A 19,730-nucleotide genomic window follows, 5' to 3' on the forward strand; every position below is an offset into this window, starting at 1 on the left:
CCGTCAGACGGTGAACCCACCGTCGACGTTGATGCTGGCGCCGGTGACGTACGCACCGGCCTCTCCAGCCAGAGCCGCGACGACCTCGGCGATCTCCGCCGGCCGTCCGTAGCGCCCCAACGCGGTCAGTCCGCGAATCGTGTCCGACATCGGCCCGTCGGCCGGGTTCATGTCGGTGTCCGTGGGTCCCGGGTTCACCACGTTGGCCGTGATGCCCAACGGGCCCAGCTCGCGCGCAAGTCCTTTCGTCATGCCGATCAGCGCTGTCTTGCTGGCGGAGTACAACGCGAAGCCCGGAAACGGCGCGTACACGGCGACATTGCTTCCGATGCTGATGATCCGGCCGCCTTCGTGCATGTGCTTCGCCGCCGCACGGGCAGCGAGGAACGGTGCGCGCACGTTCACGGCCATCGTGTGGTCGAACTCCTCCCGGCCGATTTCCTCCAGAGGGCCGACCTGGAAGACGCCCGCGTTGTTCACCAGCACGTCGAGCCGTCCGAAGTGGACCGCGGTCTCCTCGACCGCGGCCACGACGGCGTCCGGGTCGGCGCTGTCGGCCCGGATGGCGAAACCGTTGTCCGGCTTGGTGTTCTGGTACGTGACGGCGACGTGGGCGCCGAGAGCGGTGAGCTTCTCGGCGACCGCGGCCCCGATGCCGCGGCTCCCGCCGGTGACGAGAGCCGCTTTCCCTGCAAGTGATCCCATGCCGTTCAGCCTGCTGGAACCACGTGCGGGGGTCTGGCGGGAATCGGACCGTCAGTTGGCGCCCCGGACGTACGCCCACGCGGTGCGGTTGAGGGAGTCCTCGATCCCGGTGAAGCCTTCGTTGGGGTTGAGGACGTCCTCGTGGAAGTCGACGTCGACGTCGTCGGCCGTGCCACCGACGGCGTCCGGGCCCACGCCGAACATGCCCTTCGGGTTGCCGCCCTGGTCCATGATGGCGTCCAGCGCGTTGAACTGGTCCTGGTGCCAGCTTCCCGACATGTGCCCGGCCTCGTGCGCGGTGATGTTGCCGATCGCCCGGCCGATGAACGCGATCTTGTCGCTGGCCGGGGTGAGGTAGCGGTTCAGCGACGTCCCGGTCTGGGCGGAGGGGGCGCTGAGGATGTCGAGCAGCACCAGGGCGGTCTCCTCCTTGCCGAAGTTGCCCGCGTCGATCGACTGCGCGATGCCGACGGTCTGGATGCCGGACTCGGCGATCGAGCCGCCGACGACCACCCGGCTGACGTTGCGCTGACCCCACGGGTCGGCGTGGTCGCGGCTGTTCAGGATCCGCACGGCGAACCGCTTGTTGGTGCCCTTGGCGGCGAGGTCCTTCTCGATGTTCTCGCGCGTGGTAGCGACCACGCCGTCGATCACGGCGTTCTCGTCGGCGTCGGAGAGTCCCCAGCCGGGCAGGAACTTCTTCAACGGCGAGAGGTCCTTGTTGCCTGCGGAGGGATCGGAGCTGAAGATCCGGGTGTTGACGCGGGCGCCGTCGAAGTCGAGGAAGATCGTCAGGACCTCGGGCCGCTGGTTGAGCTCCGAGCCCGGACGGTAGGCCTCGACCGTGACGTCGTAGCGGCCGTCACCGTTCTCGGCGCCCACGGTGTAGCGGCCGTCCCTCGGTGCCACGAAGTCCGCGACGGCGTTGCCACCGGCGGGCATCGGCGAGTTCTCGGCGTACAGGAAGCTGAAGTCCTGCGACGAACCGAAGACCTCGCGTCCGGCCGGGTCGTGGACGACCACCCTGGTCGCCGCTCCCGCCGCCGACGCGCCGAGCACGTCGCCGGCCTTCAGGTCGACGGAGAAGTAGTCCCTGTCCACCTGGCCGGTGCCGGACGTGAAGGTCAGGTCGTAGGCGCCCTCGGTGAGCACGCGCTTGCCGGTGCCGGGCTTGAGGGGGTCGGCCGGGATGCCGCCAGGACCGGCCGCGGCGACCATGACGTACACGTCCTGGCCGGCGGGGACGCGGACCTGCAGCCTGCTGTCCGTGGTGCCCGCGAGGTTGTCGTGCTGCGCCAGCAGTTGCCCTGCCGGGTCGAACGCGGCGAGCAACGTGTCCAGGTCGCCCGTCGGGGTGTCCGTCGTGACGATGACGGACTTGCCCTCCTGGCCGCCGCTCAGCTTGTAGAAGTCGTGGTCGCCGCTGCCGTCGCCACCGCTGCCGTACGGGCCGTCGCCGATCTGACCGCTGGTCCGCAGGGGCGTGCCGACGGCGTTCGCGAGCGGGATGGCGTCGTTGGTCTCGGCGAACGGCGGCACGACGGGTGTCGTCGGGTCACCGGCGAGGTCACCGATGAGCGTGAGCTTCGGGTTCTTGCCCCTGCCGGTCCCGAACCCGGCGACGTGCTCGGCCTTCGAGGGCGCGTCGTTCGCGCCCTGCCCGGCCTCCTTCTCCGCGTAGGTCAACGGCTGGCCCGCGTTCTTCGCCGCCACACGGGCCTGCTCGCGGTTCTGCTTGCGGGCCTCCCTGCCGCGGTGCACCGCGGCCCAGTCGACCCGCGCCTCCGCGGGAAGGAAGGCGAGCATCGGATCGGGCTGGACCAGTGCCGCGGCGGGCTCCGCGGCAGACTGCCCGCCGGCCACCAAAGCCAGCGCCACACCTGCCGTGAGCACGCCGAATAGCCTTCTGCGCATGTGAACTCCCCAGTTCGGTCTCCCGAACCGAGGAAATCAGCGCCGTGGGGGTCAGGCGAGCGTTTTGGCGGACCTTTGTCCACTTTCGGACAACGAGGACGCGACCTCGTGCAGGTGTTCCAGCACGTAACCGTACGAGCGGAACAGGCCGCACTGCGCGTAGGAGATCCCGCGCTGCTCGCAGAAGTCGCGGACGATCACCTGCGCGTGCCGCAACGACGGCCGGGGCATGTTCGGGAACAGGTGGTGCTCGATCTGGTAGTTCAGCCCGCCGAGCAGGATGTCGGTGAACCAGTTGCCGCGGATGTTGCGCGAGGTGAGCACCTGCTTGCGCAGGAAGTCGAGCGTGTGCCCGGCGGACAGCACCGGCATGCCCTTGTGGTTGGGAGCGAAGGAACATCCCATGTAGAAGCCCCACAGGGCCTGGTGCACCAGGATGAACGCGACGGCGTACACGGGGGAGAGCACCCAGAACACGACCCCGAGGTACACCACGACGTTCGCGATCATCACCCACCGCTCGCGGCCGGAGTAGCGGATCGAGTGCCAGTGCAGGGCGAAGCCTTCGAGAAGCAGCAGGGGGAAGAACAGGAACGCCTGATGCGAGGCGATCCACCGCAGCGGACCGCGCTTGGCGAGGCCCTGCCGTTGCGTGAACGCCAGCACCGAGATGTCGACGTCCGGGTCCTCGTCCTCGTGGTTCGGGTTGGCGTGGTGGCGGTTGTGCTTGCCGTTCCACCAGCCGTAGCTGACGCCGACCAGCCCGCTGTGGAAGTAGCCGGTGATCTCGTTCCACCGGCGCGAGGCGAAGATCTGCTTGTGCCCCGCGTCGTGGCCGATGAACGCGAGCTGCGTGGTCATCGCCGCCAGCACCACCGCCACCGCGAGCTGCCACCACGAGTCGCCGAGCAGCGCGAACGCCACCCACGCCCCCGCGTAGACCGCGAGGTTCACGCCGATTCTGGTGAAGTAGTGACCACGCCGCCGGGCAAGCAGGCCGGCCTGCTTGATCTCGGTGGAAAGCTGGGCGAAGTCGCTCGCCTCACGGAGTGCCATTTGCGCAGAATGCCTGATGGTGACGACTAAGTCATGCACGGCCGATGAAGTCGTTACAAACCATGCGGGTCCCGTCGGTACCGGTACCGCGTCGTTCCGTTCGGACACGATGGAGTGATCATGATCTTCATCTTCGGCGAGCCGCACGCGCCCGCACCTGCCGCTGTTGTCCAGTGCTGCGGAAAATGGATCCGCAGAGAGGACCAGAAGGCGTGGTCGACCACACCACCGTGCTCATCGCGGGCGCGGGGCCGGCAGGGCTCGTGTTAGGCAACTTGTTGCAGGCGCAGGGGATCGACACTCTCGTCGTCGAACGCGCAAGCCGTGAACAGGTGCAGACCCGTGCCAGGGCAGGCTTTTTGGGTCCCCACAGCGCGCGGGTGCTTACCGAGCACGGCCTCGGTTCCGGAATGCTCCACAAAGGACGAAAGCACGGCGTGTGCGCTTTCCGTGGCGAGGAAGGGGAGTTCGAGCTCGACTACTCGCGGCTCGGCCGTGGCGAGGTGCACACGGTGTACCCGCAGCAGGACCTCGTGACGGATCTGATCGCCGAGTACCTGGACCGCGGCGGCGAGATCCGCTTCGGTGTCACCGTCACCGGCGTCGACTCCGGTACCGCGACGATCCGTTGCCGGGACGAGCGGGGCGAGAACACCGTCACCGGCCGGTTCCTGGCCGGGTGCGACGGCGGCAACGGGGTGACCCGGCAGGCGGTACCTGGCAAGCGCATCAGCCAGGACCACGGGGCCAGCTGGCTCGCGGTGCTCGCCGAGGCACCGCAGAGCATGGCGGCGGTCACCTACGCGATCCACGACGACGGCTTCGCGGGTCACATGGCCCGCAGCCCCGGGGTGACTCGGTACTACCTGCAGGTCCCGCCGGGCGACGACCCGGAGGCCTGGACCGACGAACGGATCTGGACCGCCCTCGACACCCGGATGCGCGTCGACGAGTTCGGGCAGCTCAAGCAGGGTCCCATCATCGAACGGCGGATCGTGCGGCTGCGGTCCGAGGTCGTCGAGGAGATCCAGCACGAGCGGCTGTTCCTCGTCGGCGACGCGGCCGGTCTGATCAGCCCGTCCGCCGCCAAGGGGGCCAACCTGGCGATCATGGAGGCCGAGACCCTGGCCTCCGCGCTGGTCTCCGCGCTGCGCCACGACGACGAACGGCCGCTGGCCGCCTACTCGCGCACCTGCCTGCCCCGCGTCTGGCGGGCGCAGGAGTTCTCCCGCTGGATGATCGATCTCCTCCACACCCAGGACGACGACTTCCACCGCGCTCTGCGTCGCGCCCGGCTGCACAGCCTGCGCGACTGCCACGCCCACCAGAACTTCTTCGCCGAGCACTACGTCGGCATCTGAGCCACCAGGAACCGTCACCATGATCTCGACCACCACCCGCATCATCGCCGCGGCCGACCTCGGCCGGCTGACCGCCGCGATCTCCCTCATCGGCAGGCACGACACGCACTCGGCGCTCGCCGCCGCGGTGCCGTCGCTGCCCGCCGACCAGCGCGCCGCCGTGACCAGGCACGCCGCTCTCGACCACGCGGCGTTGCTCATCTTCCCGGAGACCCTGGTGGGCCTCACGGACGAGCTCGCCCGCCTCGGCCTCGAGGTCGGCACGATGACCCCGAGCGTCGTCGTCCGCGAACGGCTGAGCGCCCGGTACTCGGTGCCCGTGGCGGACCTGAAGGTCGGCATCCTGCGCGCCCCCGTGCCCGACCGCAACGGCTGGCCGTGCGAGCTGGAGATCTTCGTGATGGTGACGCCGCCGGAGCTGGCGCACATCGCGGAGGACGAACGCCGCCACGAGCACGAGAACCACGTGGCGCTGGCCGTGCGCAGGCCGGACCCGGTGCTGCTGCGCGGGTTGCGCACGATGATCGCCGGTGTCCGGCGCTCCGACGGCGGCGGGTACAACCGCTACGAGAACAACTCGGTCTTCTACTTCCGCGACGCGCACTGCGCCGACCCCGCGTTCCGCCGCCTGGAACTGATCGCCACGGGCCGGTTCGCGCAGCTGCAGGCCACCCACCAGCGGGAGTCCTGCGCCGGCACGGAGTTGCTGCGCCTGCTGACGGGCGCGTGGGCGACGCAGGCCATCGCGACGGCCGCCGAGCTCCACCTGCTCGACCACCTCGTGACGATCCCGGACCTCGACGGCCTCGCGTCGGCGACCGGCACCGAAACCCAAAGCCTGGCAAGGCTTCTGCGCTACCTCACCTCACTCGGCGTCGTCCACGTCTCCGGCGAGCGGTACGGCCTCACCGACCTCGGCGAGCTGCTGCGGTCGGACCTGACGGGATCGATGCGCCCGCTCGCCCTGATGTACGGCGGCCCGTTCTACCGCTCGTTCGCCGAGCTGACCGAGTCCGTGCGCAGTGGTGAGGAGTCGTACGCGAAGGCGTTCGGCGCGCACCACTTCGCCCACATGGCAACGGATCCGGCGCTGGCGGAGCTGTTCCACGGTTCCATGGCGGCGAGCAACGCCATGTTCACCGGCGTCACCAAGGTCATCGACTTCTCCGCCGCCCGCACGGTCGTCGACGTGGCCGGGGGCAACGGCGAGCTGCTCTCCCGTGTCCTGCACGCGAACCCGGCGCTGAGGGGCGTGCTGCTCGACCTCCCGAACGCCCTGGCCGCGGCCGAGCCCCGGCTCGCGGACCTCGCGGACCGCGTCAGCCTGGTGCCCGGCGACTTCACCCAGGCCGTCCCGGACACCGGTGACGTCTACCTGCTGTCCCGCGTGCTGCACGACTGGGACGACGAGCAGTGCCGCACGATCCTGGCCACCTGCGCGCGGAACATGCCCGCCCACGCCGAGTTGCTGGTGATCGAACGGCTGCTGCCCGAGGCCGGTGAGGTGGACTCCCTCGCGATCCCTTGGGACATCCACATGTTGTGCAACACCGGAGGCCGCGAGCGCACGGAGTCGCACTACCGCGCGTTGCTCGCGGAGGCCGGGTTCGAGCTCGTCGAGACCCAGACGCTTCCGTTGGACGCGCACGTGATGCGCGCCCGCCTGGTCTAGTGGTGTGGCTCGGAACGTTGCCGGGGGATTCGCGGTCAGACGGGTGCATCGTGGTGCCGCCCCCACGTCCTCGTACTGGTTGTACGGGGGCGTGGGGGCGGCGCGGCGAGGTGCCCTGCTGAGCGTGGATCACCTCGCCGACGTTCCGAGTCGTGCCACCAGCTCACCAGCTCACCAGGCAGAAGGGGTGGCCGGCGGGATCCGCGTAGACGTGGAACCGCTCGCCACCACCTTCGAGCCTGCGCGCACCCAGTGCCAGCACCTTCTCGCCCGCCGACGAGAGATCGTCCACACGCACGTCGAAATGCATCTGGGCGGTTTCGTCCGGCCAGTTCGGCGGTATCCAGCCTTCGACGCGCGCGAACGCGACGCCGGGCCGGTCCGGGGCGTCACCGATGACGACGAACTTCTCGTCGTCCTGCACCCGGACCATGCCGAGCAGCTGTTCGTAGAACTCCGCGAGACTCCGCGGATCAACGCAGTCGATCACCAGGCCGTGCCAACGTCCGATCATGCGTGGGATGCTGACACGCGTCCAGGACAACCAACGCCCTGGTTCACGCGAGCGGCATCGCCATCACCGGTGGCGTGGTCGGTTCGGTCGAGCCACCCGACGGCTCCACGGTCAGCGCGACCTCCTGCACACCGGTCAGCCCGCTGACGAACACGGGCGCCGTCCGCGAGGCGAGCAGTCCGGCCGAGTGCGGGACCTTGTCGGCACCGATCGTCCAGAGCTGGTAGGTCTTCCCGGTACCGGGGTCCGGCAGGTCCTTGGCGAGGAACAGGGCCTCGTCGCGGCTCGCCGACACGACGGCGGTACCGGTGGCCCCGTTGGGCGCCTTGCCGTTGACGAGCCTCGCGTCCGGTGTGGACAGGAAGTCGGAGAACCGGCTGTACTCGCTGGAGAGCTGTGCCAGCTGCCGGTCCTGGTCCGACGTCCCCGCGTACTGGACCGTCACGAACACCGCGGCGACGAGGCAGGCGGCCGCGAGCAGCGCTCCCGCCCAGCGCTTGCGCCTCGGGTCCGGCACGCGGTCGGCGTGAGGCGACATCTGCCGGGTCTCTGCCGCGGCGGCGAGCACGCGGGCACGGAGCTGCGGCGGTGGCGGTGACTCCACCGCGACACCCAGCCGTGCGGCCGTCGCGGCCAGTTCGGTGACCTCGATCGCGCAGCTCTGGCACCGGGTCAGATGCGCCTCGAAGGCCGTGCGTTCGATCTCCGACAACGCGTTCACGGCGTAGGCGCCGGTGAGCGTGTGCAGATCAGCGGATGTGGTCCTCATCCGGTCACCCCCATGCAGTCCCGCAGTCGGATCAGGCCGTCGCGCATCCGGGTCTTGACCGTGCCGAGCGGGATGCCCAGCAGGCTCGCGACCTCCGGATACGAGTAGCCCTGGTAGTAGGCCAGCAGCACGGACTCGCGCTGCAGTTCGGTCAGGAAGCTCAGGCACCGGCGCACCTGGCGTTGTTCGAGCCGGCCGTCGACCTGCTCGCTCACCTCGTCGAAGGGCCTCGCCGGGTCGAGGCGGGCCGCGCGGTCCTCGCGGTGCGTGGCGGCCTGGGCGGAGCGGACCCGGTCGACCGCGCGGCGGTGCGTCAGCGTGAGGATCCAGGTGGTGGCACTGCCCCGCTCGGGGTCGAACCTCGTCGCGGTCCGCCACACCTCGAGCATCACCTCCTGGAACACCTCCTCCGACTGCGCCTGGTCCCGCACGACGCGCCTGATCAGCCCGAACACCGAGCCGGACACGACGTCGTAGAGCCGTTCGAACGCGGCCTCGTCCCCTCGTGCGACGAGCGCGAGCAGATCGTCGGCTGTCGGGCCGACGTCCCGAGGAGTGCTCTGCAGGCTTTGCAGCGCCCGCTCACGCTCAGGCATCCGAGGTCCTCTCCATCAAGCGTTGTCCTCTGTTGTTCGCAGCAGGAGCGCTCATGGATCGGTCCTGAATGTGCAGTCACATCCAGGCGTGGGGCGGGCGGGTTTGGTAACGGATCCATAACCACACCCATCCGGTCCCCGAGGGGCGGCGAATCACGGTCAGCAACTGCTCGAACACCCCTTGGAGATGTCCTGTCATGAAGCAGACCGTCCGCAACACCGTCCTGGCCGTCGGCGCCGTCTCGCTCGCCCTGTTCGGCGCGGCGTGCGGTTCGTCTGACACGGCCAGCACCGGCTCCTCGTCGACCGCTGCTCCGACCTCGACCGCCGCGTCGTCCTCCGCGGCGATGGCGGACCCGGCCGCGAACCTGGTCGGCCCTGGTTGTGCCGACTACGCGAAGCAGGTCCCGTCCGGCGCGGGTTCCGTGTCCGGCATGGCCGCTGACCCGGTCGCTGTGGCCGCGAGCAACAACCCGCTGCTGACGACGCTGGTCAGCGCCGTGTCGGGCAAGCTGAACCCGAAGGTCAACCTGGTCTCGACGCTCAACGGTGCCGAGTTCACGGTCTTCGCGCCGGTCGACTCGGCGTTCGCGAAGATCGACGCGGCGACGATCGAGACGCTCAAGACCGACGACGCGCTGCTGACCAAGATCCTCACGTACCACGTCGTCCCCGGCCAGATCACGCCCGACAAGATCGCCGGTGACCAGAAGACCGTGCAGACCGGCACCGTGAAGGTCACCGGTTCGGGCAACGCGATCAAGGTCAACGACGCCAACGTCATCTGTGGTGGCGTGAAGACCGCCAACGCCACCGTGTACCTCATCGACTCGGTGCTGATGCCTGCCTGATCTCAGGCACACGAAGCCGGGACGCTCACGTGAGCGTCCCGGCTTCGTCCTTTGTGGACTACAGAGCGGCCAGCGCCGACGAGACCGAGTCCGTCATCCCCCGCACCGCCAGCACCTGCGGCAGCGCCGTGGTTCCCCGCAGCCGCTTGGCGTCGTCCGAGCTGATCCCGTACTCCAGCGCGGACAGACCGGGATCGGCGCACCCGTACTGGATCGGCAGGTGGTACCCGACCAGGGTGTACAGCGGCAGCCCGCCGGCACGCGAGTAGTCGAACCCGGCGTGGAACCCGTACAGCAGGTCGTGGTGCCGCAGCCACAGGCTCATCCCGAACGGGTCCTCGCCCTCGGGGGCCGCGGTGAACGCCACGACCTCGATCCGGCGGGCGATCTCCGCGAACCACCCCGTCATCTCGTCGAGCGTCGACTCCTGCTCGTACTTGCGCTCCAGCAGGTGTGCCAGCAGCGAGAGCTGTTCGACGTTCGAGTCGTCGACCACGGTCGCGGCGGTCGTGAGGTTCGCCGACGCCACCACGGACAGTTCCTTGCGCAGTCGCGTGCGCCGATGCGAGCGCAGGGTGCCGAGGAACTCGTCGTAGTCGGCGTAGTGCGTCGGGAACACGTGCCGGTCCGGCGCGGGGAACTCCAGGAAACCCAGCTCCGCCAATGCTTTTCGCAGGTCCGTGTCCGCGGCGTCGACGTACGGGAAGTACACGGCGTCGACTCCCTGCGCCGCACCGAACCCCACCGCCGCCTCGGCGACCTCCAGTCGTGCGTGCGCCGGAGCGCGGACGGGGTCGTGCAGCACCGACGAGTTGAACCACGTGCCGCACAACAGGGCGCGGTCCAGCGGCACGGGCGCGGGCAGCATCAGGTCGAGCCGCACGGTGTCGTCCGTGACCGAGCCGTCGAACACCTGCAGCGTCGTGCCCGCCGCGACACCGTCCTCGTCCGACCACGTCAGGCAGGCGGCCTCGCGTGGCACCCACGGGCCGACGCCGGCCCGTTCGACCTCCAGCCACGCCGGGGTGCAGAACAGGTCGGCCGGGCCGCACAACGAGGCCCACGCGGGGGAGGCGGCGGCCTCGGCCAGGGACAGCCGGGTGATCATTCGGGCACGACCTGGGCCGCGCCCGTGAACCAGGCCGCGGTGTCGACGAGGGCCCGTCGCGCGTCCTCCTCCGAGTCGGCGCGGACCATGATCTTGGCCGCGAGCAGGTGCGAGCCACCGCTCGGATCGCTCACCACGTCACCCGCGCGCTTCCAGACCTGGGCCGCGGCGACACCGGGACGGGCGGCGATCTCGGCCTCCGAGGGCAACCGGGTGATCCGGCCCGCGGGCACCGGCAGGTTCGCCCAGCCCAGCACGCCGGAAGTCGTGGACACGACGGCGGGGGAGGGCACGCCGAGCACCGCGGCGGCCAGTTCGGCGTAGAGGTCGACACCGGACTTGGCCAGCACCGTCTCCGCGACCATACCGCCGCCGATGCGCCCGGCGCACTCGCCGAAGACCAGCGAACCGTTGTCGTGGAACGCTTCCAGGTGGAAAACGCCGTCGCGGTGACCGAGTGCCGCGAGCGCGGCGGAGGTCAGTTCGGTCGTGCGCCCGACGAGGTCCGGATCGTCCACGGTGGTCGAGGCGACCAGGTCGCCGTCGCGCACGCCGATCACGTTGTGCAGGTACCTGCTGACCACGGCGACCACGAGCACGCCGTCGCGGACCGCGCCGTCGACGTGCAGCTCCTCGCCGGGCACGAACTCCTCGACCAGCCACGGCCCGGCCTCGTCCGGCATCGCCGCCAGGTCGTCGGCGGTCCGCACGGCCCACGTGCGCTGCGTGCCGGCACCGGCGGGCGGCTTGATCACCAGCGGCGGTTCGATCCCGACGCCCTTGGCCTCGGCCAGCGACCCGGCCAGGGCGCAGCGCGCCGTCGGCAGACCGGCCGCGCGGACGAGCCGCTTCTGCTCCGGCTTGTCCCGCAGGGCCAGCGCGACCGGCACCGGCACCCCGCGGGCGCCGCCCAGCGCGGCCAGCACGGCGGCGGACACCACGGAGAACTCGTCGTCGGTGCCCACGGCGGTGAAGTCGGAGGGGGTCAGCCCGGTGGACGCCAGCCCGGCCAGCACGTCCTCCACACGACTGTGGTCACGCACCGGTATCACTTGCACGTTCGCAGGCAGTTCGCCCGGCACCCCGGGATCACCCGCGGTCGCCACACACGTGACCGCGACCCCCAGCTCCCGCATTGCGCCGACTGGACCAGCTCCCCACTCCAAACAGAGCACCCGGTCAGTCGGGGACAATATTGTCATCTGTTATCCCCCGAATCTCCCCTGCCATTCATCGGCATCATAACCACGACACACTTCGTCATGGCCGATTCGGAGTGGTTGCGCCGTCCGGGTGAAGCTCGGATGAGGCCTTGCAGGGCGCTGGTCGATCATGCGTATAGTCCGAAGACGTCGGGGGAATCTGGGGCGGTAAAGGTTGCATACGAAAGTTGCGCCGGCGGGGGTGGGCATGCAATTTGTCGAGTCTGAACTTTCGGACACTTCTTCCCTTTTATTGGCCGAATTCACGGCTGCGGGCAGGATCTCCTTCCGGTTGGCGCTCCAGCGCCTCACGGCGTGGGAGGCGTTGCTGACCCAGCACGCGCTCGGGCACCCCGATGTGACCGCGCACGACACCTATCCTGCAGCTCAGGGCCCTTCGCGGGTGATCGTCAAGATCACGACCGCACCCCTGTCGGGGGTGTCGTTCTGGGCGCCCGGCACCGCGCCGGAGCAGTCGGACGAACGTACGATCGGCTGGCTGGACGTGCCGCGTTCGGTCATTGAAATGGTCGACGAGGAAACTGCCGCCATCGCAGTGCGCGAACGCGCGGAAATGCGTGGTATACACGAACTGCTGGATCGGTGGGAGAAGTCGGGCGAGCTCGACAAACGACTCGCGGTCATCCAGGACATCGTCGAGCGGGTTGAAAGTATTTACATCTTCATCGGACGCGATGTTTTCTCCAAATCCGATGCGGGATCGAACACGCTCACCCGTGATGACCTGGTGGGGAAGCTTCGCCGAACCCCGCGTGAACAGTGGCGGGAAAGCGACTGCCTGTTCGTCGTCGCCGCGCACTGCCTCTTCCTCAGCGGCCGCTCGGTCCGCTTCGAGGAGTACAACGGAAAGCAACTCAGTGCGGTCAACCTGCGTGAGTTCCTCACCAATCGTTACGCTGCGTACTGCCACGCGCTCGGCCGCGACCCGGTCGACCTGCACGGTCTGCCGTTGCTCGAGCTCGCCGGCCGCATCCGCGAGCTGATGCCGGAGGCCGACCGGACCGACCACATGCGGTACCGCCGGATCAGCGGCATGACGCTGGCCAAGAGCGAGAACCTCGCCGACTTCCCGCTGCCCCGCGACCCCGCGGAGATGCCCGGTCTCATCGCGGACTTCGGGCGCGAACGCCTCGACCTCACCGCCACCGGCGACGTCCGCGCCGACCTGCGCGCGATGACCCGTGCGGCGGCCGGGCGGGACGCGGAGAACCCGCCCGGAGACGACATCGGCGTGCTCGGCGAACTGCTGGCCACCATCGTCTCGTCGGCCGTGCGGGTCACCGACTCCGACTACGGCATGAGCAGCTCGGTGCGCGACCTCGCGTCGTTGCGCGGCGCCGAGGCCGGCGGCCCCGAGGGTGTGCTGGCCCTGCGCAAGGCCGACTTCTTCTGCTGCTGCCTGCCGCACCCGACGCGGATGGCGCACGTCGGCGACGAGGACGTGCCGATCCTCTGGCGGTCGGCGCAACGCATGCAGTACAACCGCTGGCACTTCATCCCGGGCGAGTTCGACCGCGCGGACATCCCGGAGAACCGGCACTACTTCTTCCCGCCGCAGATCCCCGACATCGCCGAGCACGCCGACCACATCCACGGCGGCCACGTCGCCTCCGCGGTCCGCTACACGATCCGCGCACCCGGTGCGCAGGTGTGGCGCGAGCCGTTCACCGTCTTCGGTCACGGCTTCCGGGGCTGTTACGACATTCGCCTCGTTCGCATGCAGGGCCCGCCCTACACTCTGGGTGAACTGACCGACGCCGTGCGTCACACCTCGCTGGTCGACGCCTTCTGGCGTGCCCTCGCCGAGTGCCTCGACACCGGTGACATCCCTGTCGGGCCGATCCGCGGGTTCGACAAGGCGTGGTACGAGGACCGCGGGTGGCAGGCCGCGTTCCCGTACCGGGAACCCGCGGAGGCCGCAGCACGATGACCCAGACCACCCAGGACACCGGGGACCAGCCGACCCAGATCGGGTACTGGCAGGTCCTGACCACCCGCAACGTGGCGCCGCTGCTGCTGTCGGCGTCGCTGTCGCGGCTGGCGTCGGAGATGACGCTGTTCACCGTCGTGCTGTCGGTGCTCGTCCGCTTCGACTCACCGGTGCTGGCCGGTCTGAGCGGGTTCTTCCTGACCCTGCCCGGATTCCTCGTCAGCCCGGTGGCCGGTGCCCTGCTCGACCGGGTCGGCGCGCGCCGGGCCGTCATCCTCGACATGCTCGTCAGCGGTGTCCTCATCGGACTGATCGTGGTGGCGTCGGTCGGCGACTGGCTGACCGCGCCGCTGCTGCTCGGCGCGCTGGGTGTGTTCTCGCTGACCAGCCCGCTCAGCGCGGGCGGGGTGCGCACGCTGTTCCCGATGATCGTGCCGCCGCACGCCTACGCCAAGGCGAACGCGCTCGACCTCAGCACCTACTCCGCCATCGAGGTCACCGGCCCGTTGGCGGCGGGTGCCCTGATCGCGCTCGTCGGCGCCGACCCCGCACTCGCGGTCGTCGCGGTGATCTTCGTGCTGGCGGCGCTCAGCCTGCTCGCGGTGCGCGGCCCGTTCACCGAGCCCGAACGCGAGCCGCGCAAGCACCTGGTGCGCGAGGCGTGGGACGGCATCGTCTACCTGATGCGCAACGCCACCCTGCGCGGGCTGGCGGCCGCCTACTCGACCTACCAGATCGCGTTCGGCATCCTCGTGGTCGCCGTGCCGGTCGCTGTGGCGCAGCGGATCCCCGGCGACGGCGCGACCGAGCAGTGGGCCGGTCTGATCTGGAGCATCACGGGTGTCTGCGGCGCGGTCGGCGCCCTGGTCGCGGGCAAGGTCGTGCACGCGAGCGCCGAGCGGATGACCATCATCGTCACGCTGATCGCGTCCGCCGCCGTGCTGCCGATCAACGCGATCGCGTCGGTGATCACCCTCGGCGTCGGCATGGCGTTGTTCGGGCTGGTCGAGGGCGGGCTCAACGTCGGCGTGCTGTCGCTGCGCCAGCGCCGCACCGAACCGCAGTGGCTCGGCCGGGTCATGACGGTGTCGATCAGCGTCAACCTCATCGGCTTCCCGATCGGCACGGCACTCGGCGGTGTGCTGGCGAGCCAGTCCGTCGCGGCGGCGTTCTGGGTCGCCGCGGTCTGCGCCGCGGTCGGTGCCGTGATGGCGGCCGTGCTCATCCCGCGAGCCGGCCGGTGAGCCCGGCGCTCGCGACGACGGTGCGGGGCACGGGCCCGGACCTCGTCGTGCACCCCGGCGGGCCCGGCATGGACCCCGCGTACGTGGACACGCTGCTCGACCTCGCCGACCGGTACCGGGTCACGATCCTGCACCCGCGCGGCACCGGCGGCACCGCCCGCCCGGCGAACCCGGACGCCTACTCGCCCGACGAGTACGCCGACGACCTGATCACGTGGCTCAGCGGCCGTGCCGAGCCGCCCGTGCTGCTCGGGCACTCGCACGGAGGCGTGGTCGTGGCCCGTGCCGCCGCGCGCAGGCCCGACCTGGTGCGTGCGCTCGTGCTGCTCGCGACTCCCGCGTACGGAGGTGAGCGCGCGGAAGCCGAGGCGGACGCGCTGCACACCACCCGTGCGCACGAACCGGACTGCGCGCGGGCGCTCGCCGCGTTGGCCGCCCAGGGCGACGTCTACCCGGACGAAGCCGACCTGGGCCGCCACATCGCCGACGTCGCCCCGTTGTGGCTCGGCCCGCTGACCGGCGAGACGCGTCGCTGGTGCGAGCGGATCGCCGCGCAGCCCGCGAACCTCGACGCGTTGCGGTACTTCAACGACCACGTCTTCCCGAAGCTGGACACGGTGGCGGCCGACGTCGCCGCCGCGGGCGTGCCCGCACTGGCCGTCGCGGGCGTTCTCGACGCCTGGGCCGGCCCCACCCACCTGGCCGAGCTGGGCGTGCCGTCGGCCGTCCTGCCCGGCGCGGGACACATGTGCCACGTCGAGGCGGTGCCGGCCATCGGTGCCGCGCTCGACGGGTTCCTGGACGCAATCGGCGAGAGGGCTGAACAGGTATGACCACCGGCGTGTGGAGCGAGGCGGACTCCGCGTCGTTCATCCGATTCGCGGACTTCTTCGTTCCCGAGCGCGAGAAACAACAGGAACTGATCAGCACGATGATCGGCCCGGTCGGCTCCGGGCTGGTGCTCGACCTGTGCAGCGGCCCCGGCGCGCTGTGCGGCCGGCTGCTGGCCGACCACGAGCGGGCCCGCGTCGTCGGTCTCGACGCCAGCGCGGCGATGCTCGCCGAGTCCCGCGAGGTCCTGTCGGCCTACGGCGACCGGTTCACCGCCGAGGAGTTCGACCTCCCGGCCGCGGACTGGCGCGCCCGTGCCGAGGCCCCGGCGGCGGTGGTGTCGTCGCTCGCGATCCACCACCTCGACGGCCCGCAGAAGAAGCAGCTCTACACCGACGTGCACAGCATGCTGGCGCCCGGTGGCGCGTTCGTGATCGCCGACCTGATCGAACCGGTCGGTGCCCGCGCGACCGAGCTGGCCCGCCGCGAGTGGGACGAGTGGGTGCGCGACAACGCGCTCGCCTCCGGTCTCGGCGACGAGCCCTACAAGGCGTTCCACGAGAACGAGTGGAGCTGGCTGCAGTACCCGGACGACCTCGACAAGCCGTCCCCGCTGCGCGACCAGCTCGACTGGCTGCACGAGATCGGCTTCGCCGACGTGGACGTCTACTGGGCGCGTGCGGGCCACGCCGTGTTCGGGGCGACGAAGACAGGGGAGCGCCAGGATGGCTGACCAGCCTCGCTGCATCTTCGGCAACTTCGTCAACGAGCTGATGGTGGCGGTGCCCGACGAGCGCCACGCCCGCGCGCTGGTCGAGGTCGCGCCGCGCAAGATATGGCTCGCCGAGCCCGGCGACCTGATGGTGCTGCCGTCGGAGCCGCCCGCCGGGTTCTGGGAGTACGCCCACGAACTGCTGGGCATCGAGGTCGGTGACGTCGAGGTGATCACGGTCGACTCGGGGCCGTTGCGGCCGCTCGCGACCCGGATCCGCGAGCTCGGCCTCGTCGACCGGTTGCGCGACGCTCTGGCGGCACGGCCCGGCGTGCGGGTGCTGCCGTTCGCGTTCGACCGGCCCACGCTGGAGCTCTTCGCGGAGCTGGGTGTGCCGCTCGAGGGCTACGACGAGGTCACCGAGACCGCCGTCGAGACCGCGTACCGGCTCAACACCAAGTCGGGCTTCCGCGACCTGGCCGTCGAGCTCGGCATCCCGGTCGTCCCCGGCACGTTCTGCCCGGACCGCGCGTCCCTCGACGCCGCCGTGGCCGACCTGCAGAGCCGGGGCAAGGGCGCGGTCGTCAAGCTGAACCGCAGCTCCAACGGCTTCGCCCTGCTGTTCCTCGAAGCGGACCAGGACGCCAAGGCCGCGCTCGACGCCCACCTCGCGGGACTCACCGCGCAGCCCGACGGGTGGCTGGTCGAGGAGTTCATGCAGGTCCAGTCGATCCTGACGGTCGAGATGTGGTCACACGCCGACGGTCCGGAGCTGGTGCACACCGGCCAGATGATCACCCCGAACGGCAGCTTCAGCGGCCAGCTCACGCCGCCCCGCGAGTGGGGCGCGCATCTGGACGCACTCGGCGAGCACGGCCTCACGTGGGGCCGGAAGCTGCACGACGCCGGGTACCGGGGACCGTTCGACCTGGACGCGATCACCGCGGGCGACGAGCTGTACGTGACGGAGACGAACGTCCGCCGCACGGGCACGACGTACCTGGAGTTCCTGATCCGCCGCCTGCACGGCGACGAGCAGGTCACCTGGCTCGCGGACGGCCGCGTCGGGCAGAGCGACCTGTCCTTCACCGAGGCCGCGGAAGCGTTGCGGGAGGCGGGCATCGCCTACGCGGACGGCGTCGGCGTGATCCTCACCGCGGACACCCGGCGGCTGGACCGCAAGTGGCGGTTCCTGGTGCTGGGCCGCGACCACGACGAGGTCGCGACGCTGGAGAAGCGCCTGGTCGACGTGCTGGACCTGACCTGATGCTGCTCGGTTCCGTCGCGCCGGACGGGGGCACCACGCACGGCCTCGGTCTCCGGGCCACCGCCCCCGTTCCGGCGGGCACCGTGGTGTGGTTCCCCTGTCCGCAGTGCCCGACCTACACGCCGGACCAGCTCGGTCTGCTGCCGCCGGACGTCGTCGACCGCCTCGACACCTGGGGTCACCTGCTCTCCGACTCGCGGATGCTGGTGCCGTGCGCGGGCGCCTACCTGATGAACCACTCGTGCACGCCGTCGGTGCTGGACTTCGGCCTGGACTTCGGTGTCGCGGTCGTGGACATCCCGGCGGGCGCCGAGGTGACGTGCGACTACGGCACGTTCAACGGTGATCCGGAGTCGTGGTCCATGGACTGCGTCTGCGGCTCGCCCTGGTGCCGCGGCGAGGTCGGCACGGTGGACTTCGCCGACCCCGCCGTGCGCGCGTCGTGGGCGGCGCGGATCGAGGCGGTGCTGCCCGCCGTCCGGTCGGTGCCGCAACCGCTGGGCCGTCTGCTGTCGACGCACAGCGCGGCCTACCGGTCCGTCCTGACCGGACTGTCCAGTGTGGATGGTGCGGGTGATTCTGTGGTCCGGCCGGGGTTCCTGGGGGTGTCGGTGTGACGACGGCGGCGGTGCGGGGTGCTCTGGAGCAGCCCTACGACTACGTGCGCAGGGAACTGGTGGAGCCCGACTGGCGCCGTTTCCCGGGCTGGGCCGACGTCACGGAAGAACAGTGGCGTGATCCCCAGTGGCAACGCGCGCATTGCGTGAAGAACGCCCGGCAGCTGCATTCGCTGGTCGGTGGCCTGCTGTCCGAGGCGTTCTACGACGACCTCGCCGAGGACCAGGCGAAGTTCGCGACCATGTCGATGCTGTTGCCACCGCAGATGCTCAACACGATGGCGCCGTCCGCGTCCTCCGGCTTCACGGAGGCGTTCCTGGCCGACCCGATCCGCCGCTACATGCTCCCGGTCGCCTCCGACCGCGACCCGGTGTGGCCGTCGCACCCGCACTCGAGCCGCGACTCGCTGCACGAGGCGGAGATGTGGGTCGTCGAAGGCCTGACGCACCGCTATCCGACCAAGGTCCTCGCCGAGCTGGTGTCGACCTGTCCGCAGTACTGCGGGCACTGCACCCGCATGGACCTCGTCGGCACCTCGACCCCGCAGGTGGACAAGCAGCGCCTGCTGCTCAAGCCGGTCGACCGCCAGGACGCCATGCTCGAGTACCTGCAACGCACTCCCGGCGTCCGCGACGTCGTGGTCTCCGGCGGTGACGTGGCGAACGTGCCGTGGCGCCAGCTGGAGGCGTTCCTGATGCGGCTGCTGGCGATCTCCTCGGTGCGCGACATCCGGCTGGCCTCGAAGGCGTTGGCCGGCCTGCCTCAGCACTGGTTGCAGCCGGCCGTCGTCGAGGGCATGGCCAAGGTCGCCCGGACCGCCGCCCGCCGGGGCGTCAACCTCGCGGTCCACACCCACGTCAACCACGTGCGGTCGGTGACGCCGCTGGTGGCCGAGGCGACCAGGGCGTTGCTCGACGCCGGTGTGCGCGACGTGCGCAACCAGGGCGTGCTGATGCGCGGCGTCAACGCCACGGCCGAGGACCTGCTGGACCTCTGCTTCGCGTTGCAGGGCGAGGCGGGCATCCTGCCGTACTACTTCTACATGTGCGACATGATCCCCGCCGCCGAGCACTGGCGGGTGTCGGTGGCGGAGGCGCAGGACCTGCAGCACGCGATCATGGGGTACCTGCCCGGTTACGCGACGCCGCGGATCGTGTGCGACGTGCCGTACGTGGGGAAGCGGTGGGTCGACCAGGCCGTCGCGTACGACCGGGAGCGCGGCATCTCCAGCTGGACCAAGAACTACCGGACGCTGCTCGACACCGAGTCGCCCGACCAGGACCAGCACTTCCCCTACTACGACCCGATTTCCTCGCTTCCCGAGGCGGGCCGGCGGTGGTGGGCCGCGAGGCGCTGACG

18 protein-coding genes are annotated in these 19,730 nt (G+C 70.2%); 10 read left to right on the plus strand and 8 right to left on the minus strand.

What is annotated here, in order from left to right; genetic code table 11:
* Positions 1–3: 3 nt before the first annotated feature.
* From ACWF7A_RS20355 to ACWF7A_RS20365, 3 genes are read right to left on the minus strand one after another with little or no spacing between them, the layout of a single operon-like run.
* Entirely contained in the window at positions 4–705 is a 702-nt protein-coding gene (locus ACWF7A_RS20355) for an SDR family NAD(P)-dependent oxidoreductase (RefSeq protein WP_452252014.1), read from the minus strand.
* Positions 706–756: 51 nt separating this feature from the next.
* Complete coding sequence (locus tag ACWF7A_RS20360; protein WP_452252015.1) at positions 757–2,619, minus strand: hypothetical protein; 1,863 nt, start codon at positions 2,617–2,619, stop codon at positions 757–759.
* 51 nt (positions 2,620–2,670) lie between these two features.
* Positions 2,671–3,675, minus strand: a complete 1,005-nt coding sequence (locus ACWF7A_RS20365; RefSeq protein WP_452252016.1) for a fatty acid desaturase family protein — start codon at positions 3,673–3,675, stop codon at positions 2,671–2,673.
* Between the two features lie 185 nt (positions 3,676–3,860).
* On the opposite strand from ACWF7A_RS20365, the gene ACWF7A_RS20370 reads away from it, so the two are divergent.
* Both ACWF7A_RS20370 and ACWF7A_RS20375 read left to right on the plus strand, forming a co-directional pair.
* Entirely contained in the window at positions 3,861–5,036 is a 1,176-nt protein-coding gene (locus ACWF7A_RS20370) for a 4-hydroxybenzoate 3-monooxygenase (RefSeq protein ID WP_452252017.1), read from the plus strand.
* Positions 5,037–5,055: 19 nt separating this feature from the next.
* Complete coding sequence (locus ACWF7A_RS20375) at positions 5,056–6,708, plus strand: methyltransferase (protein WP_452252018.1); 1,653 nt, start codon at positions 5,056–5,058, stop codon at positions 6,706–6,708.
* A 163-nt stretch (positions 6,709–6,871) separates the two neighbouring features.
* Here the strand turns inward: ACWF7A_RS20375 and ACWF7A_RS20380 are convergent, their stop codons facing one another.
* Genes ACWF7A_RS20380 through ACWF7A_RS20390 form a run of 3 tightly spaced genes read right to left on the minus strand, consistent with a single transcriptional unit; the run spans position 6,872 to position 8,587 of the window.
* On the minus strand, positions 6,872–7,222 hold the full coding sequence (locus tag ACWF7A_RS20380) for a VOC family protein (RefSeq protein WP_452252019.1): 351 nt from the start codon (positions 7,220–7,222) through the stop codon (positions 6,872–6,874).
* A 43-nt stretch (positions 7,223–7,265) separates the two neighbouring features.
* Entirely contained in the window at positions 7,266–7,991 is a 726-nt protein-coding gene (locus ACWF7A_RS20385) for an anti-sigma factor (protein ID WP_452252020.1), read from the minus strand.
* Positions 7,988–8,587, minus strand: coding sequence for a sigma-70 family RNA polymerase sigma factor (locus ACWF7A_RS20390; protein WP_452252021.1), 600 nt, complete (start codon positions 8,585–8,587; stop codon positions 7,988–7,990). Before ACWF7A_RS20390 ends, ACWF7A_RS20385 begins: the two co-directional genes overlap by 4 nt.
* A gap of 197 nt (positions 8,588–8,784) precedes the next feature.
* On the opposite strand from ACWF7A_RS20390, the gene ACWF7A_RS20395 reads away from it, so the two are divergent.
* Positions 8,785–9,438, plus strand: a complete 654-nt coding sequence (locus ACWF7A_RS20395; protein ID WP_452252022.1) for a fasciclin domain-containing protein — start codon at positions 8,785–8,787, stop codon at positions 9,436–9,438.
* 58 nt (positions 9,439–9,496) lie between these two features.
* Here the strand turns inward: ACWF7A_RS20395 and ACWF7A_RS20400 are convergent, their stop codons facing one another.
* Together ACWF7A_RS20400 and ACWF7A_RS20405 are read right to left on the minus strand one after the other, a co-directional pair.
* Positions 9,497–10,546 (minus strand): peptidogalycan biosysnthesis protein, encoded by a 1,050-nt coding sequence (locus ACWF7A_RS20400; RefSeq protein ID WP_452252023.1) that lies wholly within the window; start codon positions 10,544–10,546, stop codon positions 9,497–9,499.
* Positions 10,543–11,589, minus strand: coding sequence for an ATP-grasp domain-containing protein (locus tag ACWF7A_RS20405; RefSeq protein ID WP_452252024.1), 1,047 nt, complete (start codon positions 11,587–11,589; stop codon positions 10,543–10,545). The genes ACWF7A_RS20400 and ACWF7A_RS20405 overlap by 4 nt, the downstream gene beginning before the upstream one ends.
* A gap of 451 nt (positions 11,590–12,040) precedes the next feature.
* On the opposite strand from ACWF7A_RS20405, the gene ACWF7A_RS20410 reads away from it, so the two are divergent.
* From ACWF7A_RS20410 to ACWF7A_RS20440, 7 genes are read left to right on the plus strand one after another with little or no spacing between them, the layout of a single operon-like run.
* Positions 12,041–13,699, plus strand: coding sequence for a hypothetical protein (locus ACWF7A_RS20410; protein WP_452252025.1), 1,659 nt, complete (start codon positions 12,041–12,043; stop codon positions 13,697–13,699).
* Positions 13,696–14,943 (plus strand): MFS transporter, encoded by a 1,248-nt coding sequence (locus ACWF7A_RS20415; protein WP_452252026.1) that lies wholly within the window; start codon positions 13,696–13,698, stop codon positions 14,941–14,943. The genes ACWF7A_RS20410 and ACWF7A_RS20415 overlap by 4 nt, the downstream gene beginning before the upstream one ends.
* Positions 14,940–15,776, plus strand: coding sequence for an alpha/beta fold hydrolase (locus ACWF7A_RS20420; RefSeq protein ID WP_452252027.1), 837 nt, complete (start codon positions 14,940–14,942; stop codon positions 15,774–15,776). Before ACWF7A_RS20415 ends, ACWF7A_RS20420 begins: the two co-directional genes overlap by 4 nt.
* Positions 15,773–16,507, plus strand: a complete 735-nt coding sequence (locus tag ACWF7A_RS20425; RefSeq protein ID WP_452252028.1) for a class I SAM-dependent methyltransferase — start codon at positions 15,773–15,775, stop codon at positions 16,505–16,507. Before ACWF7A_RS20420 ends, ACWF7A_RS20425 begins: the two co-directional genes overlap by 4 nt.
* On the plus strand, positions 16,500–17,753 hold the full coding sequence (locus tag ACWF7A_RS20430; protein WP_452252029.1) for a preATP grasp domain-containing protein: 1,254 nt from the start codon (positions 16,500–16,502) through the stop codon (positions 17,751–17,753). The genes ACWF7A_RS20425 and ACWF7A_RS20430 overlap by 8 nt, the downstream gene beginning before the upstream one ends.
* Positions 17,753–18,370, plus strand: a complete 618-nt coding sequence (locus ACWF7A_RS20435; protein ID WP_452252030.1) for an SET domain-containing protein-lysine N-methyltransferase — start codon at positions 17,753–17,755, stop codon at positions 18,368–18,370. Before ACWF7A_RS20430 ends, ACWF7A_RS20435 begins: the two co-directional genes overlap by 1 nt.
* Positions 18,367–19,728: a KamA family radical SAM protein gene (locus tag ACWF7A_RS20440; protein ID WP_452252031.1), complete on the plus strand. Its 1,362-nt coding sequence runs from the start codon at positions 18,367–18,369 to the stop codon at positions 19,726–19,728. The genes ACWF7A_RS20435 and ACWF7A_RS20440 overlap by 4 nt, the downstream gene beginning before the upstream one ends.
* Positions 19,729–19,730 lie beyond the last annotated feature (2 nt).

The organism is Lentzea sp. NPDC055074 (assembly GCF_053608005.1).

What these genes read in the sequence shown, in the direction of transcription:
- ACWF7A_RS20355 (WP_452252014.1), bottom strand. Translation starts at nt 705, where the DNA reads ATGGGATCACTTGCAGGGAAAGCGGCTCTCGTCACCGGCGGGAGCCGC.
- ACWF7A_RS20360 (WP_452252015.1), bottom strand. Translation starts at nt 2,619, where the DNA reads ATGCGCAGAAGGCTATTCGGCGTGCTCACGGCAGGTGTGGCGCTGGCT.
- ACWF7A_RS20365 (WP_452252016.1), bottom strand. Translation starts at nt 3,675, where the DNA reads ATGGCACTCCGTGAGGCGAGCGACTTCGCCCAGCTTTCCACCGAGATC.
- ACWF7A_RS20370 (WP_452252017.1), top strand. Translation starts at nt 3,861, where the DNA reads ATGGATCCGCAGAGAGGACCAGAAGGCGTGGTCGACCACACCACCGTG.
- ACWF7A_RS20375 (WP_452252018.1), top strand. Translation starts at nt 5,056, where the DNA reads ATGATCTCGACCACCACCCGCATCATCGCCGCGGCCGACCTCGGCCGG.
- ACWF7A_RS20380 (WP_452252019.1), bottom strand. Translation starts at nt 7,222, where the DNA reads ATGATCGGACGTTGGCACGGCCTGGTGATCGACTGCGTTGATCCGCGG.
- ACWF7A_RS20385 (WP_452252020.1), bottom strand. Translation starts at nt 7,991, where the DNA reads ATGAGGACCACATCCGCTGATCTGCACACGCTCACCGGCGCCTACGCC.
- ACWF7A_RS20390 (WP_452252021.1), bottom strand. Translation starts at nt 8,587, where the DNA reads ATGCCTGAGCGTGAGCGGGCGCTGCAAAGCCTGCAGAGCACTCCTCGG.
- ACWF7A_RS20395 (WP_452252022.1), top strand. Translation starts at nt 8,785, where the DNA reads ATGAAGCAGACCGTCCGCAACACCGTCCTGGCCGTCGGCGCCGTCTCG.
- ACWF7A_RS20400 (WP_452252023.1), bottom strand. Translation starts at nt 10,546, where the DNA reads ATGATCACCCGGCTGTCCCTGGCCGAGGCCGCCGCCTCCCCCGCGTGG.
- ACWF7A_RS20415 (WP_452252026.1), top strand. Translation starts at nt 13,696, where the DNA reads ATGACCCAGACCACCCAGGACACCGGGGACCAGCCGACCCAGATCGGG.
- ACWF7A_RS20425 (WP_452252028.1), top strand. Translation starts at nt 15,773, where the DNA reads ATGACCACCGGCGTGTGGAGCGAGGCGGACTCCGCGTCGTTCATCCGA.
- ACWF7A_RS20430 (WP_452252029.1), top strand. Translation starts at nt 16,500, where the DNA reads ATGGCTGACCAGCCTCGCTGCATCTTCGGCAACTTCGTCAACGAGCTG.
- ACWF7A_RS20435 (WP_452252030.1), top strand. Translation starts at nt 17,753, where the DNA reads ATGCTGCTCGGTTCCGTCGCGCCGGACGGGGGCACCACGCACGGCCTC.